This is a genomic window from Rothia sp. HMSC08A08, from assembly GCF_001808385.1.
Taxonomy (GTDB): Bacteria; Actinomycetota; Actinomycetes; order Actinomycetales; family Micrococcaceae; genus Rothia; species Rothia dentocariosa.
In genome coordinates this window covers 1,796-17,155 of sequence record NZ_KV793084.1, presented here as the reverse complement: position 1 = coordinate 17,155, position 15,360 = coordinate 1,796, and the positions used below count along the sequence as shown (strand labels likewise).

Sequence of the window (15,360 nt, the reverse complement as noted above, 5' to 3'; positions counted from 1 at the left end):
GTCTATACCGCACAACACCACGAGACGTATGCTGTGAAATATCCATGTTACCGGCGCCTTCCGAAAACGCGTGAAAGCAGCCCGCGCGGGGGTTCTTTCGGGGTATCTGCAGTGCCGAATGCTGAGGTGTATTCCGTCTGTGTCTGGTACGGAAGTTCCTCGTTCTTACCAGATTTTTCGGATGCCGTGCTCTTCGTCTTCTCAGTGGCATCGGCTGCCTCTTCGTCCTCTTGAGGACGGGCACCCTGCACGGAACTCATTTCCGGGGTGACGACGGGCAGCACCGCTGTGAAGGTCACGGAATCTGATTTGACCGGCGCATTCTCGGCGAGTTTAGCTTCCACTGCCTTAGCCTCTTCGGACTGTGCCTGCGTCATATTCTGTGCGGCGGCAGGGGCGGCTTCTGCTGGGGTTTCAGCACCCGATTTTTGCGGCTCCTGAGCGGTTGACGATGGCTCTTCCACCTGAGCCGCCGTTTTTTTCTCGGGCTCCTGAGTTTTTGCTGCAGCACCTGTGGAGGCGGTACCTTTAGCAGACCTAACCGTTGCGGGTTTTGCCGGTTCCTTGGTCTCGGGCGAGCCAGCGCTCCCCTGGCCCTTCTCAGCCTGCTGTTTCTGCGCAGTACCCTGTACCGCACGTTCCCCATTTTCCGTGCTCTTTTCGGCAGTGTCGATGCCGTAGCTCACGGTAGAAGATGTGCCGGGCTGGGCGGCGGTTTGTGCGTTGGTCGCAGTGGTTTCGGCGGGCTTATCCTCGGGTTTCTTCTCGGATGCAGCCGCCTGTATCGGGGATTCGGCGGGTTTCGCAGCCTGGGCTGGGGTTTCTTGAGAACCAGTGTGCGCTTCGGTTTTCGCACCGGGTTTTCCGGTATGCGCCTGCGCCGCCCGTTCCGAACCCGGCTTCGAGGCAGAAGCCTCTTCACGGACCGATTGTGCCTGAGTCGATTCTGTTTTCGCGGCGGTTTGAGCCTGCGGCGAAGGTGATTCGGGTTTCTGAGGCTTTGCCTGAGAGCTCTTGTGAGCATCCTTCACGGGCTTCTGCGCTTCGGCCTTCGCGGCGTGAGAGGTCTGTTTAGACTCGGCGGAGCTCGGCTTCGCGGGCTTAGCACCCTCGGATTGCTGGGCAGGCTGCTGAGCGCCTGAGACGTGCGTGCGCTCTTGAGTCTGTGCTTCAACGTGAGGCTGCTTCGTATCGTGCGAACGCGCGGGAGCCTTAGTCTGCTCGGTGCCCTTCACAGACGGTTCAGCGCCTTTCTGATCTGACACGCTCTTGTCGGTCTTCTCGCTCTTTACTGCTTCAGGCTTTGCCTGTGCGGTCTTATCCTGCGACTTTGACCGGGGAACAAAACCGCGAGCCTCGGGCGAGAACCCCTGCTGACCGTCATCAATTCCGTCGTCATACCCATAGGACTGCTGCGGTTTCTCCTGATAGGAAGACCCCGAAGGCGTGAAAGGACGCATGGGAATAAATTCGTTTTCCTCAACGGTTCCGGCGGTTTCTGTGCCCTCTTCCGATGCGGCGGGTGCCGCCTGCTGAGCGGGTTTTGACACGATGCGCGCGGCGGATTTAGTCGAGGTCTTCGGCCCCAGACCGGAGGTCACCGAACTCTCGGCAGAACGTGCCTCATCATCAAAAATGGCGGGTTTTGCAATCGCGGCGGTCGTCGTCTTCTTCTTAGCAGACGATTCGCCCTCAGTGTGCGAATCATGAGCGCCAGTCTCGTGGGAAGCGCCCTGCCCATCGCGATCTTTCTGCCCGGAAGCCTTCTCGGCATCCCGCTCGCCCGAAAGGCTCGCTCCGGGCTTCACACCAGCGTTCGCGGAACCGGTAGAACCGGGGAAAGCCTCGAAACGCTTACGCTGCGAAAGGGTCTTGGATACACGTTCCTGAGGCGTCGGCTCAGGCTGCTCAACGACGGAGGAGGATTCAACGGGCTGGGCGGGCGCATCCGAATCCGAGGTCTTATCTTGATCTTGTACATCTTGAGCATGGGCAGTGGCAGCTTCACCAGCGGTTTCCTCGGTGGTTTTACCGGTAGCTTTAGGGCGCTGCTCTGTATCTTGCTGTTTTTGCTTGTCGGTCTCAGACTCGCCAGCGTGCGCAGTTTTCTCAGTCTTGGCCTCGGCGCTGGGCTTTTCAGTCTTTTCGGTTTTTGCGGTGTCATCGTCTGAGGACTCGACAACATCGACAACCTCAATCACGGAAGCCTGTTTAATCTGCGACTCCCGCTGTTCCTTCGTGCTGTGTGCAATCGCCTGTATATCGGCAACCCAGGCGGTGATCTCGTCAAATACTTCAGGGTTCAGCGAATAGAGGCGGCGCTGCCCCTCGACCAGCACGGTGACTGCCCGTGCCTCACGTAGAACCTTAAGGTGCTTTGAGATAGTGGGTTGGCTCATGTTCAAGTGCTCAACAACGGCACCAACAGTACGTGTTTGTTCAGCCAGAAGATGAACGATATTGCGGCGGGTGGGGTCCGCGATCACTGAAAAAACGTCTGATTGCATATAGCGATTATGACATATTTCGGCGTATGCTCGATACCTGTTTTATGGGTTCTAGCCCGAAACTACGCGGTTTTTCGCTAAGCTTTCCGCGTATATTACCAAATGCTCATAATATTCCGTTCTAGCTATATACCGTTTAGGGCATATACACGCCCGTACAGTGCATGCACCACAACAACCGTTCCAACATTATCCCTAGAAATACCTATGATGTTCCGCTCAGCTGCATGCCTGGGCGATACACTAGAGAAAGCTAAACATCCCCACCACGACCGTACCCCGCCCAAACTCTGCGCACGATCGGAAAGGAGGCACCCGTGGGACGCTATCTACGTCGTCTGCGCGCGCATCAGCGCAAACGGGTGCGCGATTTTTCTGAGGGTCGCATCTCCACCGCTATCGGCAAAGTTCCGTCTACATCGCCGATGATGTATGAACAGGAAGAGGTTACTCGCCGCTTCAACCCCTTCGATATCCGAAGCTACGAGAAGCTGCGCAACCTTATTGATACGACTGTCTTCTCCTCACCTTCGCGAACCGCTATCGCATCCTTCTTTCTGGTGATCGTTTTCTTCACCGTAACGCTGAGCCTGCCGATTTCTTCGGTCACAGGCGAACCTGCGCCATTTCACCATGCGTTCTTCACCGCTACCAGTGCGGTGACCGTGACCGGTTTGACGACCGTTTCAACAGCAGCCCAGTGGTCAGTATTCGGGCAGGTTATGATTCTGCTCGCCTGTCAGATTGGTGGTTTAGGCGCGCTGACCATGACCTCGCTTCTTGCCCTGGCGATCGGGCGGAAAATGGGTTTGCGCTCTAAACTTATCGCGCAGGAAGAGCTCAGTATCGGGCGTCTCGGTGAGGTCGGCAGTGTGCTTCGTACCGTCGCTTATACCTCAATCGGGATCGAATCGACGATCGCTCTCGTTCTTACCCCGCGTTTTTTGCTTCTTGGCGAGAATCTGCCCACCAGCCTGTGGCACGGTATTTTCTACGCTATTTCATCCTTCAACAACGCCGGGTTCACCCCGCATTCCGATGGCTTAGTGCCCTATGGACACGATTTTTTCGTGCTCGCACCCGTGAGTATCGCCGTGTTCTTGGGGGCACTCGGGTTCCCCGTGCTGATGACGATTCAGCAGAAACCCTTCCGGCCCCGCGACTGGACTCTAACGACCAAACTCACGGTGACGACCACGAGCATCCTGTTCGTGCTGGGTGCCCTGCTCTGGGGCATAGCCGAATGGGCAAATCCGCGTACTATCGGCAATTACGGCGCGGGTGAGAAGATTCTCAGCTCGATTTTCGCTTCCATCATGACGCGCTCGGGCGGGTTCAACCTGGTCGATATGAACGATATTCGCCCGGTCACCGGCCTCATAACCGATGTGCTCATGTTTATCGGCGGCGGCTCAGCATCTACCGCAGGCGGCGTGAAAGTCACCACGATTGCCGTGATTATGCTTGCAATTATTGCGGAGGCACGCGGCGATCAATTCGTGATGACTTTCGGGCGCACTATCCCGGTGTCGGCGCTGCGCATCGCTATTTCGGTGACGATGATGAGTACCGGAATTGTGCTTGTGGGCACCGGAGTTCTGCTGGCGATAACAGACCAGCCGCTCGTGCGCGTGCTCTTTGAAGTCATTTCCGCTTACGCAACCTGTGGACTGTCAAATGGGCTCTCTACGGAGCTGCCGCCCTCGGGCATCTATGTGCTCTCCCTGCTCATGTTTATTGGGCGAATCGGCACCATTACCGCCGCCACCGGTTTGGCACTGAGGTCTCGCCGCCGCCTGTATAAGTACCCCGAAGAAAGGCCCGTCATTGGCTAGTAACCATAACGCCCCCGTACTGATTATTGGGTTGGGACGGTTCGGTTCGGCGACCGCCGCCCAGCTTCATGCCCAGAATAAAGAGGTTCTCGCCATTGAGAAAGACCCCGAGATTGCGCAGAAATGGACGGGCGTGCTCACCCACGTGGTCTCGGCAGATGCTCGCGATATTGACGCGCTCAGGCAGCTGGGTGCAAGTGATTTCGGGTCTGCGGTTGTGGGTGTGGGTACCTCGATTGAGGCTTCCGTGCTGATTACCGCGAACCTGGTCGATCTGGGGGTTGAGCGGATTTGGGCGAAGGCGATCACCCCCTCACACGGCAAGATTCTAGAGCGTATTGGCGCGCATCATGTGGTCTACCCGGAGGCGGATGCGGGCCGCCGCGCCGCGCACCTGGTGTCGGGGCGCATGCTGGACTATATCGAATTCGACGACGATTTCGCGATCGCCAAGATGCGCCCGCCGAAGGAGACTCACGGATTCACCTTGGCGGAGTCGGATATTCGTGCGAAATACGGGGTGTCTGTGGTGGGTATTAAGTCTCCTGGCGAGGAGTTTACCTACGCGGATGCGGCAACGCGCATCCATTCCCGGGATATTCTGATTGTCTCGGGGCAGGTGGATCTGATCGAGCGTTTCGCGGCACGCCCGTAGGTTCTGTCTTCCCCTTCTTCGTCATAAAAAGAGCCTTTATTTGAATAAAGCTGAATTTTTAACGCTTTATTCAAATAAAGGCTCTTTTTATGTAGGGAGTAGGCAGGAGGCGGGGGGGGCTAGTCAGCCGTGTACTGTTCGCTCAGCTCTGCGGAGCGGGCGGCGCAGGCGCGCATAGCGTCCTCGGTGAGATCGAAAAGTCCCTGGTCAATAAAGGTATTGATGGCGCGCTCCGTGGTTCCGTTCGGGCTGGTGACAGCCTTGCGCAGGGCGGCGGCATCCGGGTTACTATCCAGCAGGTACCCGGCGCCCGCAATCGTCGCGGATGCGAGCCTCTGTGCGGTCTCTTCATCCAGGCCGAGCTTCACACCGGCACTCGCCATAGTCTCCGCCAGCAGGAACCCATAGGCGGGGCCGGATCCCGAAACGGCGGTGACCGCATCCATCTGGTCTTCTCGAACCTGCACTACCAGACCCACGGTCTCTAGGATCTTCTCGGCGAGCGCAAGCTGCTTCTCAGTCACTGCCTCACTCACAGAGATCGCCAGCACGCCTTTGCCCACGCTTGAGGGCGTATTGGGCATGCAGCGGATCACCGGCTGCCCCGCAGGAAGAGCCTTCTGCAATGTGTCAAGGGTGACTCCTGCCGCCACCGAAATGACGAGTGCATCCGGGGCGAGAGCGGGTGAAATTTCGCGTGCCAGCTCGACGATTCCATAGGGTTTAACCCCCAGAAGCACTACGGATGCGCCGCTGACTGCCTCACGGTTGGCTTCGGGCTTGAGCTCGCATCCGATCACGACGGCATCTCGCCCGTTAGGCCCTAACTGATGGCGCAGGCGGTCTATGGAGTTTTTGCTGCGCACGGTGGCGCGTATGGCCTCTGCGGGGTACCCGCCTGCGATGAGCCCGGCAGCGATGGAACCGTTCATGGAGCCGGTGCCGAGGAATGCTATATGTTCGGTCATCTTCGATCCTTACTGTCTGCTTCGTTCGTGTCGCGGGGTGTATGCCACCCGCACCACGGGGTTTGTTATCTAGCATACAATCCAACACCAGATCCGGCGGCTCCCCGCATGTACTCCGGTACAAAAAAGAGCTGTGGTTCGCGGCTAGAATGTAAAACGATGAAAACACGTCTAATTCGCTGTGCCCACCTTCTGCTGTGCACCGTGCTGATTGGCACGGCCACCGGTGGCGGGGCGATTATTCTGCACTACCTTCTGGATATCATGCAGGAGCTCACGTTCGGGCATACGGAGGCGGAGCATCCGATCGTGACGGATCACAGCGATACCGTTCGACGTGTGCTGGTGTTGATCGCGGTGGGCGTGGCGGTCTCTATCATCTGGTTTTTGCTTCAGCGGCGCACTAAGCTGGCGTCTGTTAAAGCGCAGATTCGCGGCGAAACTCCGCAGGAGCGCCGCCCGGGATTTCTACGGCAAACCCTGCACAGCCTCACTCAGATTGTGGCCGTGGGTGCGGGTGCGCCGGTGGGTAAAGAGGTTGCCCCGCGCGAGCTGGGCGCACTGTTTGCTGGGCGTCTGGCGGATCTGATGCGCATCCCGCAGACCGTGCGCCCGGTGCTGGTAGCCTCGGCTGCGGCGGCGGGTTTAGCGGCTGTGTACCAGGTTCCGGTGGGCGGTTTTGTTTTCCTGTTTGAGGCTCTCAGTTTAGCCCTGTCGCTGCGCAATATTTTCACGGGTGCGATCCTGATTTTTGTGGCAACCTGCACCGCGCATCTGGTGATTCCGGATGCGCCCACCTACCCCGTCCCGCAGCTGCAGACCACCGGTGAATCGCTGCTGCTCGCGGTCGTTCTTGGTCTGGCTATCGCTCCCCTGGCGCTGTTGTTCCGGGCGGCGTCTCAGCGCGCAGAGAGCCGCAAAACTACGAATCGGAACGTGCTCTGGCGACTTCCTCTGGTACTTGCGCTGGTGGCGGTGACCTCGATTTTCCTGCCGGAGATTCTGGGGAACGGCCGCCCGCTGACCCAGCATATTTTCGATGCCGCATCCGGTTTATCTTCGAGCTCCAGCAGGCTTGACGCGACAGCCTTAAGCCAGGCTCTTCTCTATGCTCTCGCGCTGCTGGCAGCTAAAGCGATCTTGGTGGTGGCGAGCCTGCGTAACGGTGCCTATGGAGGCACGCTCACACCGGGGTTGGCGCTGGGTTCCGCCTGCGGTTTCGTGCTTACGGGCGCTCTAATCCTCGTGTTCCCGACGCTGATTCAGCTTCAACCGGGCGCGGGAGCGCTTCATGCATCAGAACTTCTCGGGATAGCCGGGCTGCTGGGTGCGGTCACTTTCCTGAGCCTGTCGATGAACGCCCCGCTGAGCGCCTGCGCCCTGATTCTTGGGTTCGCCGGGCAAGACTGGCAGGCGTATGCGCCTTTCGCGGTAGCGGTCGGAACGGCATGGGGTGTCAAATACCTGTGGATGCGCTTGGGCAACAAAACACAACCATCCCGCAGACCGTATGGCCAGCGTTAAGATCGGCTGGCTGAGCGCCTGTAAGGGAATTTCGCGTGCTTTACGCGTGTCGCACAAGCGGCATGCACAGGTTTCTTGTGTGGATGCGGCTATAATAATTTACTTTACAGTGCATCTATTTTAGGTGTGTTCAGGTTCTTCTACCGCCGTCGGTTTCATGCCTACGGTAGCCTACGGTACCGCGGGCGAAGATTCACCGGATTTTCCGGGCGATGCACACACTCGAAAAAGGGCGCCTGCCGCGCATCCGACTGCAGGCTCAAGCTCGACTATACATATGGTGTTGTGCAAGGTAACTTCGTGTTGTACGCTGACTTGGAGATATCTCTCGCTATCCTTAAAGAGCCCAATATTTCCGGGGTGTTTAGGCAACTCGTGCCCGTTTTGGGTACTATTGCAGAGGTTATCCCGCGAAATTCCAGTTCGCAGCCTAGCCGTACCGCTGACCGCGCCTTAGCTGAGCTCTTACCGGTGCCTAGCACCCGCTGGATTTTCTGGGCGGAAGACCACCCCGCCCGCACCAGCTCGACACCTGCCCACAGACTTTAACACCAGCCACAGCATCCGAGGGAGACACGATGAGCGATAAGAATCCTCATACCTCTGAGCGCATACAGGATTCGCACCACCAGGGAGGTGCGCCTTTCAGCAATCCTCGACGCTCTCAGACTTCGACGACTGTGCAGCACGCGCAGGAAGAATCACCTGCCCAAAACTCGCTGCCCCCTCAGGATGCCGGGCCGGATGCGCACACCCAGACCTCGCAGGCAGCGCAGGATCCGCAAGACGCGAAGACTCAAGAGTCCGCTCAGAAACCTGCCGAGGATTCCCCGACCGAGAGCGCTCACGCTACCCAGTCCACACCGTGGGGCTCACAGACCTCAAAGCCCCAGCCTGCCGAGGCCGAGAGCGCTCAACCCGCCGCCGTTGAGATCGATACGAACACCCCTGCGGAGGCGCTTCCCCAGAGCATTTCACGCCCGGACGCTGACGAGGCTGTGCACCACGAAAATACGCAGACCCGTCAGCTGCCGGTACAGAGCCGACCTGAGCAGGGCCCGCTAAGCTCATATCTTTCGGAGAAACCACAGGATTCTGAGGCTCCTGAACCCGCCGTCGCACACGCGGAGGCACCGGAGGCTGAACCTGCCGATAACATTCCGCAGTCCATCTCGCGCCCGGATGCTGACGAGGCTGGCGACGCGGAAGACGTGAGGACCCGCCAGCTTCCCGCTCAGACCCAGGAACAGGGCGCATTCCCGTCCATCGCCGATACGATGTCTGCCGCTCGGGCAGAGCGCGGGTCTAGTGCTCCTGCCGACTCCGCCGCATCCGAGGCACAGGCTTCCACAGAGAAAACCGGGGCTAAGAAGGTGTATGAAGACACCATGCCCGCATCCGCAATTCCGATCATTACGGCGAACACCCCGGCGGTATCGGTCGGGGCACCGGCAAGCGGTCAGATAGCCGCGACCACGGGTTCGGTGCCTGCGGGTGCCGAGAAAACCCCCGAGCAGAAACGTTCGCGCGAGCTCAAGACCATTGTTACGGTGACCGCGATTCGTACCGTTCTGCTTGCCGCGTGCCTGGTGATGTATGGCTTCGGCTTTGGTGGCGGCGGAACCTTCAACATGATGCTCGGCTACGGCGGCGCAGTGTATATGCTCGTGCAGATTGCGGCGTGTATTTTCGCGGTGCGCTCGAAGTCTACGAAGGGCATGCGCATCCTGAATGGAATTAGCGCCGGATTGGGTATTATTCTGCTGATCGTCACGGCGATCGTCTATGCTGGCTGGTCGGGTGAAGATTCTTCAGCCGGGGCCTATATCTTCATCATGGCAGATATTATTCTGAGCGTGATTATTGCTTCGGCTCGGTCAATCATCGAGCAGCCGAAGGACGACGTTGAACCCGAGAGGTTAGCACGCGAATAGGCGGTCGTTTTCTCACAGTCTAAGGTCGGATGCGCCGGGTACGATCCTGGCGCATCCGACTTTTGTGTACACTCCTGTGAAAACACCAGACTCTACGGCGGAAAACTATCGGCTGGCACGGTTTGGGACTAAATGCCTGTGTACCCCGTCAAAGGACTGCAGACACTTCTAGTCCTAGAAAAACCTGCCTAATCGGCCGATTTGTTACAGACTGTGACGTCATGCCTTGTTTACTAGACACTCGTGCTTCTTCCCCGGTATAACGCCTTCAGACCCTCGGTTGAACATGTGTATATCTGAGCTGTATTTAGCTTACGAACATTAAGTTTTGATAAATCATCCCTGAGTATGAGGGTTTTTAATGCCGCAAAGGCATACTATAGAAATTCAACCTATACACCAGACATGCTTGCGAACCATATTTTGGGGGAATCATGAGCACACGAGCAGCATCTGCGGGAGCGTACACCGCCCTAGGCGGCGTTGAGCGTGCGCACGGCATCCCGCAGCGTGGCTCGGGTGAGGTTACCTTCAGGCATACGTTGGCATCCGTGGGGTACACGGTACGCGTTCTGTTTATGGTACTCCCGTATGTGATGACGTTCTTCGCGCTTCTGGTGAGTGGCGATTTGACGAGCGACTGGAGCCACATACTGTTCCACCCGATGGGGCAGTTCATTTTGGTATACGCGCTGGGGCATATTGTTGCGAACGTGTGCTTCAATTTTCGGATGGGCACCGGGCTGGTGCGGTCCGTCAATGCTTTGGGCGCGGTACTGTGTGTGGCGGTTTCTCCGCTGTGGTTCCGACTGCTCACGAGCGGTAACCTGGCGCTGGATGCGCTGTGGACGCTCACAATCGTGCCCCTTGAGTTTGTGGCGTGCTTGACGTTTTACATGCACGCGGTACGGAGGGATGGGTAGACCCCTCCAGACCCTCGCACAGTGTCAGTGAGAGCACCTCCCTAGTGAGCACCCGACGTTCGTTCTTCCGTCGGGTGCTCACTCTCTGTCCGGAACTTTTCGCAGCGGCGCCAAAACGGGAGCGAAAAATTACATCGAGAACAGGAACACGGTCTTCGCTTCTGGATTTTAGACACGCCGCATATTCTCGCGCGTAACAGCGCATAAGAGCGGGTAAAAGCTCCACCTGTTAAGTGCAGTGTTACCAAAATAACGCCTTGTCACGGAATATTGAAACACTGTTTATGTGGCGTGGGGTGTCTCAGATTCAACTTAAAGGTGTAAAATTCCTGCTGAAGACTAGCTCTACGACAAGTACGGCATTAGACACCCACTCGCCACAAGGAGCCCCGTCATGGACGACCACCGCCTCAACGCAGAGTCACGCATACAAAGCATTACAGAACCGCCGCTTTTAGAACCTTCTAAGCCGCGGACTGCCAGACCTATCGCCTGGTCAATTCTTATATGTGCGATCCTTTGCCTGATAGCCGCAATTATTATTCCATTCCTCACCAAACAAACCACTTCCTCACTTGTGCTGTATGCGATCGGCGGTGTGCTCACAGTTCTCGCACTCATCATATTCACCCGCCGGAACCGGCCAAGCGTGGCGACGGTCGCCCACAAAAGCGTTGATATTTTTGGCGTTACACGCGCAGAACGCGAGTCTATTTACCAGCAAGCTACCGCTCAGCTTGAGGATCAGAATGCGAAAACGCGGCAGAAAAGTCTCTATACCTTTCTTGCGCTTGTCGATAAATGCCTTGAGGACGAAACTTTAAGCTACGAAGACCGCAATAAGGAGGGGCAGCGCATTGTAAATAAGATCAGCGGGTACATTCAGTCTCCGCCGATTTTTGACCCGCACGCCCTAGAGTTTGCACACGGCGCATTTCACGCGAAGAGCTCCCTTCTGCGTGAAGAAGCTGAGCTGCGTTTCGGTCTGATGCAGCAGATCCGTGACCGTCTGCGCGCCCCCTCGGATGCGGGCGGCTACCAGGACGGCCCGTGGACGAACTTTGAATACGATTTTTCGGGAAGCACCTTCTTCTACCCTATCGAATTCAGTCGAGTCTTCTTCAATAAGACCGCCGATTTCAGTGGGTGCACCTACATGCACGAAGCCGATTTTAGCGGCACGATCTACCGTAACTGGGCGGATTTCCGCGGTTCTACCTATCTGGCGTACGCGAACTTTAGCGGGTCTTCGTACCACGGTGCGGCATCGTTGAACGATTCCGTATACCGCAGCACCGCAGACTTTAGCGGCAGCCTGTACCTGGATCAGGCGAACTTTAGCGGATCTACGTACCATGAGGCGGCAACTTTCGTGAATTCCACATACCGCAACTGGGCGGTGTTCCGTAACTCAACGTACCTTGGCGCGGCGGATTTCAGCGGCTCTGTTTATCATAATCAGGCGAACTTTCATAACTCCGTCTATACCGGCGCGGTAACCTTCAACAACTCCGTCTATCATAATCAGGCGAACTTCCATAACTCCGTCTACACGCAGGTGGCGAGTTTTGGCGACTGCACCTATCATCGGGCGGATTTCAGCGGGTCTGTCTACACGGACGACGTGCATTTTAATAACTGCCGTTACGGTGGCGATGTGTATTTCCGCCGGTCTGTTTATAACGGTTGGGCTGATTTTCAGGGTTCGGTGTACAGCAAATGGGCGAATTACACGAGCTCGCTGTACTACGGCCTGGCGGGGTTCCAGAACTCGACGTATGCCGACAAGGCGCTCTTTAGGGGTTCCGTGTATGACAATGCGGTGACTTTCCAGGGTTCTGTCTTTACTGGCGCAGCGCCCGCTTTCATGAATGTTGAGGCATGGGCGCAGTATATTTCGTTCTTCGCACCGACGGAGAATGTCTTCTCGCTGGGGCAGGGCTACGCTATTGATACCGGTGCTTCCGGGCTGCCGAGTGAGTGCCCGCCGCTGGCTGTGGAGTATCGGCAGTATTTGGCGCATAAAAACGGCGAGCTGCAGGAGATCACCCAGCATCTTCACGGCGACGATGCGCGCAGCACCGATAGGCTAGAGCTGACCAAGGAACTTTCGGGCAGGCTGAAGTCTACCGTTGAGGAACTGCACGCCTGGCGCGAGAAAATCACGACGATCCCGCTGCAGGAGCAAGACCGCCAGCAGGTAGGGGTTTAGGGGGCCTCTCCCCTGTCTCTTGCGCGTCTTGCGTAAAAAGGCTCTTTATTCGAATAAAGCGTACTTTTCGCCTCTTTATTCGGATAAAGAGCCTTTTTTAGCGGCTGAAATCTGTGGGCGGCGAATAAGGATGCGGTAGGGTGAAGGGGCACGCCTCCAACCACCATACAAGGAGCCACCCGCCATGACCGCCAGCAACAAGAGCACATTGAACGCTTCACGGCAGGAGCGATTTCTAAAAGCCGTCGAGCTGCTTGACTCTGCCCACTCGTACACACGGCTGGGCGCGGTGCATGCCCTCGTGACCTTAGTAGATGAATATCTTGTCGATGAGTCCTTATCGGAGGAAGAAAAGCGCACGGAGGGCCAGCGCATCGTTGATGTTCTCTGCGCCTATATCCGCGCCCCTTTTGACCTGGCATTTCGGTACGATGAGCTCTCACAGGATAAGCCCAGTCCTCACGGCAGCTATCGAGAGAACCACCAAGAGTTTTCCGTGCACAGAGCAGAGCTTTTGGCAGAAGCAGAGGTTCGTCAGCAGGCTTTGCAGGAAATTCACCGCCGGTTGCGCCATTTTCCTCAGGGCGACAGAAGGAGTTATGTAGAAGGCTCGTGGTCTGGTTTTGAGTACGATTTCTCGAATAGTGTTTTCTTCTACCCGGTTGATATGAAGGATTCTTGGTATCAGAATTCTGTTGATTTCAGCGGGTGCACGTACTACGACAGTGCTGAGTTCAGCGGTTCCACCTATGAACGAAGCGTCTATTTCTGCGATTCTACGTATTACGATTGGGTTTTCTTCAACAACTCAACCTATTTTGGTGAAGCCCAGTGGAGCGGGTCTACGTACCATGATTCGGCGCGTTTCAGCTGGTCTGTTTACTATGGTGAGGTTTCCTTTCACGATTCTGTTTATGGTGGATCGGTCTTCTTCGACCAGTCTCTCTACTACGATGAGGCTTTATTCTATAGCTCTACTTATCGGGGCGAGGTTGGGTTCGACGGCTCGCTGTACCGAGGCTCAGTTTTTGTGAGTGATTCGGTCTTTGACGGCGAGGTTTCCCTGTATGGTTCTGTTTTCTGCGGTGCCCTGAATTTTGGTACCGACTTTTTCGGGGAACCGTATCCTTCGCGTTTTGTTCAGAGTGTGCCCTGTTTTGTTGCTGAAAAGAATGCGCGGGCAGCGTTATTTGGCTCGTCCAGTAATAATTTTGTGGTTGAGGATGGCGGTTACTCTATAGCTCTCGGCGCTGAGGGTCTTCCACTGGGGTGCGGTTTCCTGTCCGCAGAACAGACAGACTATCTTGCGACAAAGTTCCGGGAGGTGTACGAGGCACGCACTTATCTTCGTGACTCGCAGGTGCCGCAGAAGTGGCGAGAGCTTCTTGAGAGGTTGGAGTGGTTCAGTGAAGAGCTACGAGCCTTCCGGAAGGACGTTACTACCCTGCCGCTTGGCAGCTAAATTTCCCGCGTTGATGGGCTTATCTACGGTAGGGTAGAAAAAGGAATACACCACTCACTCATGAGGAATAGATAGTCGATGCCAGAAGAACGCGAAGATGTAGAGGCTACGCTACAACAGGACACAGCGCCAGATACTTCACAGCAGAAGAGAAAATGGCGCTCTATTGACTGGATCGCTGGAGGCACTTTCATAGCGGAAGTACTGTGGGGCTCGTGGTGGCTAGTCACGCAAGTTTTCCATTGGTGTAGCTGGAACCCACACGTTAGTACTGAACATTTCGCACAGTTCTATTGTGGTGTAGGTCTTGGAACCCTATCGGTTGGGTACCTGACGCTGATTTTGTGGCCTATCATCTTCAAGCAGGGTAAAGATTCCAAACAGGAGAACGATCCTCGCTGGTTCCATGCACGCATTCTTTCTAGTGGCATAGTGGGTGGGTCATATGCGTTCCTGTTACCTGTTGTTATGAGCCTACCCGAAGGTAGCGTTAATTCTGGTGGAGCGGCGGCGCTTCGGCAAGCAATTCTTCTAGCAACAGGTGGTCTTATCGCTCTTATTGCGCTCGGCGAGACTCGCCGAAAAAATGATAACGACCGTGAAGCTGCCGAGAATCTTCGGGAGCATCAAGAAAATATGCTTATTCAACAAAAGGAACAGTTTGAAGCGAATGCTTTTAAGGACCGTAAAGCAGAACGCAGAGAACGGTATACTAAAGCGATAGAACAGCTGGGCGATGAAAAATCCTCCGTCCGTATGGGTGGCGTATATACACTCGTTGGACTTGTGGACGAATGGCTCGAAGAAGAGTCTATAAGAAAATATGAGGACAGACTCAAAGAAGGACAGGTTATCATCAATAACCTCTGCGCCTATATACGTTCTCCATTCACTCTTGCTACTCGATATGATGAGCTAGAAGATAAAGATAGTCCTACATCTGATGGGGTTTATAAAGATAACCAACAGAAATTCTATTCAGATAAAGCAGAGCTTAAAGCTGAAGCAGACGTTCGTCTAGGAATTATTAAAGAAATTCACGACCGTCTACAAGGCTCTGGCAAAAACACGCCGGGGGCGTGGTCAGACTTTGAATATGATTTCTCGGGAAGCACCTTCTTCTACCCAATAGACCTTACGAACTCTTACTACGCAAAACCTATTAATTTCAGTGGCTCCACCTACAAGAGCTGGGTTTACTTCAGCCGCTCCACCTACAAGGACTGGGTTTACTTCAGCCGCTCCACCTACAAGAGCTGGGCTGACTTCAGCGACTCCACCTACCAGGGCTGGGTTTACTTCAGCGGCTCCACCTACAAGAGCTGGGCTGACTTCAGCCG

General features: G+C 55.9%; 10 protein-coding genes and 1 pseudogene. 9 read left to right on the top strand and 2 right to left on the bottom strand.

Going from position 1 to position 15,360, the window contains the following annotated elements; translation table 11 throughout:
* Positions 1–47: 47 nt before the first annotated feature.
* The gene (locus tag HMPREF3164_RS10370) at positions 48–2,507 is read right to left on the bottom strand and encodes a metalloregulator ArsR/SmtB family transcription factor (RefSeq protein ID WP_070450901.1); all 2,460 of its coding nucleotides are present in this window, start codon (positions 2,505–2,507) and stop codon (positions 48–50) included.
* Between the two features lie 425 nt (positions 2,508–2,932).
* Here HMPREF3164_RS10370 and HMPREF3164_RS10365 point away from each other — a divergent pair, with 425 nt between their 5' ends.
* Positions 2,933–4,342, top strand: coding sequence for a TrkH family potassium uptake protein (locus tag HMPREF3164_RS10365; protein WP_048752922.1), 1,410 nt, complete (start codon positions 2,933–2,935; stop codon positions 4,340–4,342).
* Complete coding sequence (locus tag HMPREF3164_RS10360) at positions 4,335–4,997, top strand: potassium channel family protein (protein ID WP_004005437.1); 663 nt, start codon at positions 4,335–4,337, stop codon at positions 4,995–4,997. The genes HMPREF3164_RS10365 and HMPREF3164_RS10360 overlap by 8 nt, the downstream gene beginning before the upstream one ends.
* 119 nt (positions 4,998–5,116) lie before the next feature.
* Here HMPREF3164_RS10360 and proC read toward each other — a convergent pair whose 3' ends face one another.
* Entirely contained in the window at positions 5,117–5,965 is an 849-nt protein-coding gene (proC, locus tag HMPREF3164_RS10355) for a pyrroline-5-carboxylate reductase (protein ID WP_070450899.1), read from the bottom strand.
* A 159-nt stretch (positions 5,966–6,124) separates the two neighbouring features.
* Between proC and HMPREF3164_RS10350 the strand changes: the two genes are divergently transcribed.
* The 7 genes and pseudogenes from HMPREF3164_RS10350 to HMPREF3164_RS11460 form a co-directional block, all read left to right on the top strand.
* Positions 6,125–7,489 (top strand): chloride channel protein, encoded by a 1,365-nt coding sequence (locus tag HMPREF3164_RS10350; protein ID WP_070450897.1) that lies wholly within the window; start codon positions 6,125–6,127, stop codon positions 7,487–7,489.
* A gap of 300 nt (positions 7,490–7,789) precedes the next feature.
* A complete protein-coding gene (locus tag HMPREF3164_RS10345) occupies positions 7,790–8,038 on the top strand; it encodes a hypothetical protein (protein WP_070450895.1) in 249 nt (82 codons plus the stop codon).
* 29 nt (positions 8,039–8,067) lie between these two features.
* On the top strand, positions 8,068–9,423 hold the full coding sequence (locus tag HMPREF3164_RS10340; protein WP_070450892.1) for a hypothetical protein: 1,356 nt from the start codon (positions 8,068–8,070) through the stop codon (positions 9,421–9,423).
* A 434-nt stretch (positions 9,424–9,857) separates the two neighbouring features.
* Entirely contained in the window at positions 9,858–10,346 is a 489-nt protein-coding gene (locus tag HMPREF3164_RS10335) for a hypothetical protein (RefSeq protein ID WP_004005442.1), read from the top strand.
* Between the two features lie 394 nt (positions 10,347–10,740).
* Positions 10,741–12,558, top strand: coding sequence for a pentapeptide repeat-containing protein (locus HMPREF3164_RS10330; protein WP_070450891.1), 1,818 nt, complete (start codon positions 10,741–10,743; stop codon positions 12,556–12,558).
* Positions 12,559–12,742: 184 nt separating this feature from the next.
* Positions 12,743–14,020: a hypothetical protein gene (locus HMPREF3164_RS10325; RefSeq protein ID WP_070450889.1), complete on the top strand. Its 1,278-nt coding sequence runs from the start codon at positions 12,743–12,745 to the stop codon at positions 14,018–14,020.
* A gap of 78 nt (positions 14,021–14,098) precedes the next feature.
* A pseudogene (locus tag HMPREF3164_RS11460) lies at positions 14,099–15,360 on the top strand (hypothetical protein); the annotation flags it as partial.

Excerpts from the sequence above, each read along its gene's own strand:
- HMPREF3164_RS10370 (WP_070450901.1), bottom strand. The coding sequence starts at position 2,507 with ATGCAATCAGACGTTTTTTCAGTGATCGCGGACCCCACCCGCCGCAAT.
- HMPREF3164_RS10365 (WP_048752922.1), top strand. The coding sequence starts at position 2,933 with ATGATGTATGAACAGGAAGAGGTTACTCGCCGCTTCAACCCCTTCGAT.
- proC (WP_070450899.1), bottom strand. The coding sequence starts at position 5,965 with ATGACCGAACATATAGCATTCCTCGGCACCGGCTCCATGAACGGTTCC.
- HMPREF3164_RS10350 (WP_070450897.1), top strand. The coding sequence starts at position 6,125 with ATGAAAACACGTCTAATTCGCTGTGCCCACCTTCTGCTGTGCACCGTG.
- HMPREF3164_RS10340 (WP_070450892.1), top strand. The coding sequence starts at position 8,068 with ATGAGCGATAAGAATCCTCATACCTCTGAGCGCATACAGGATTCGCAC.
- HMPREF3164_RS10335 (WP_004005442.1), top strand. The coding sequence starts at position 9,858 with ATGAGCACACGAGCAGCATCTGCGGGAGCGTACACCGCCCTAGGCGGC.
- HMPREF3164_RS10330 (WP_070450891.1), top strand. The coding sequence starts at position 10,741 with ATGGACGACCACCGCCTCAACGCAGAGTCACGCATACAAAGCATTACA.
- HMPREF3164_RS10325 (WP_070450889.1), top strand. The coding sequence starts at position 12,743 with ATGACCGCCAGCAACAAGAGCACATTGAACGCTTCACGGCAGGAGCGA.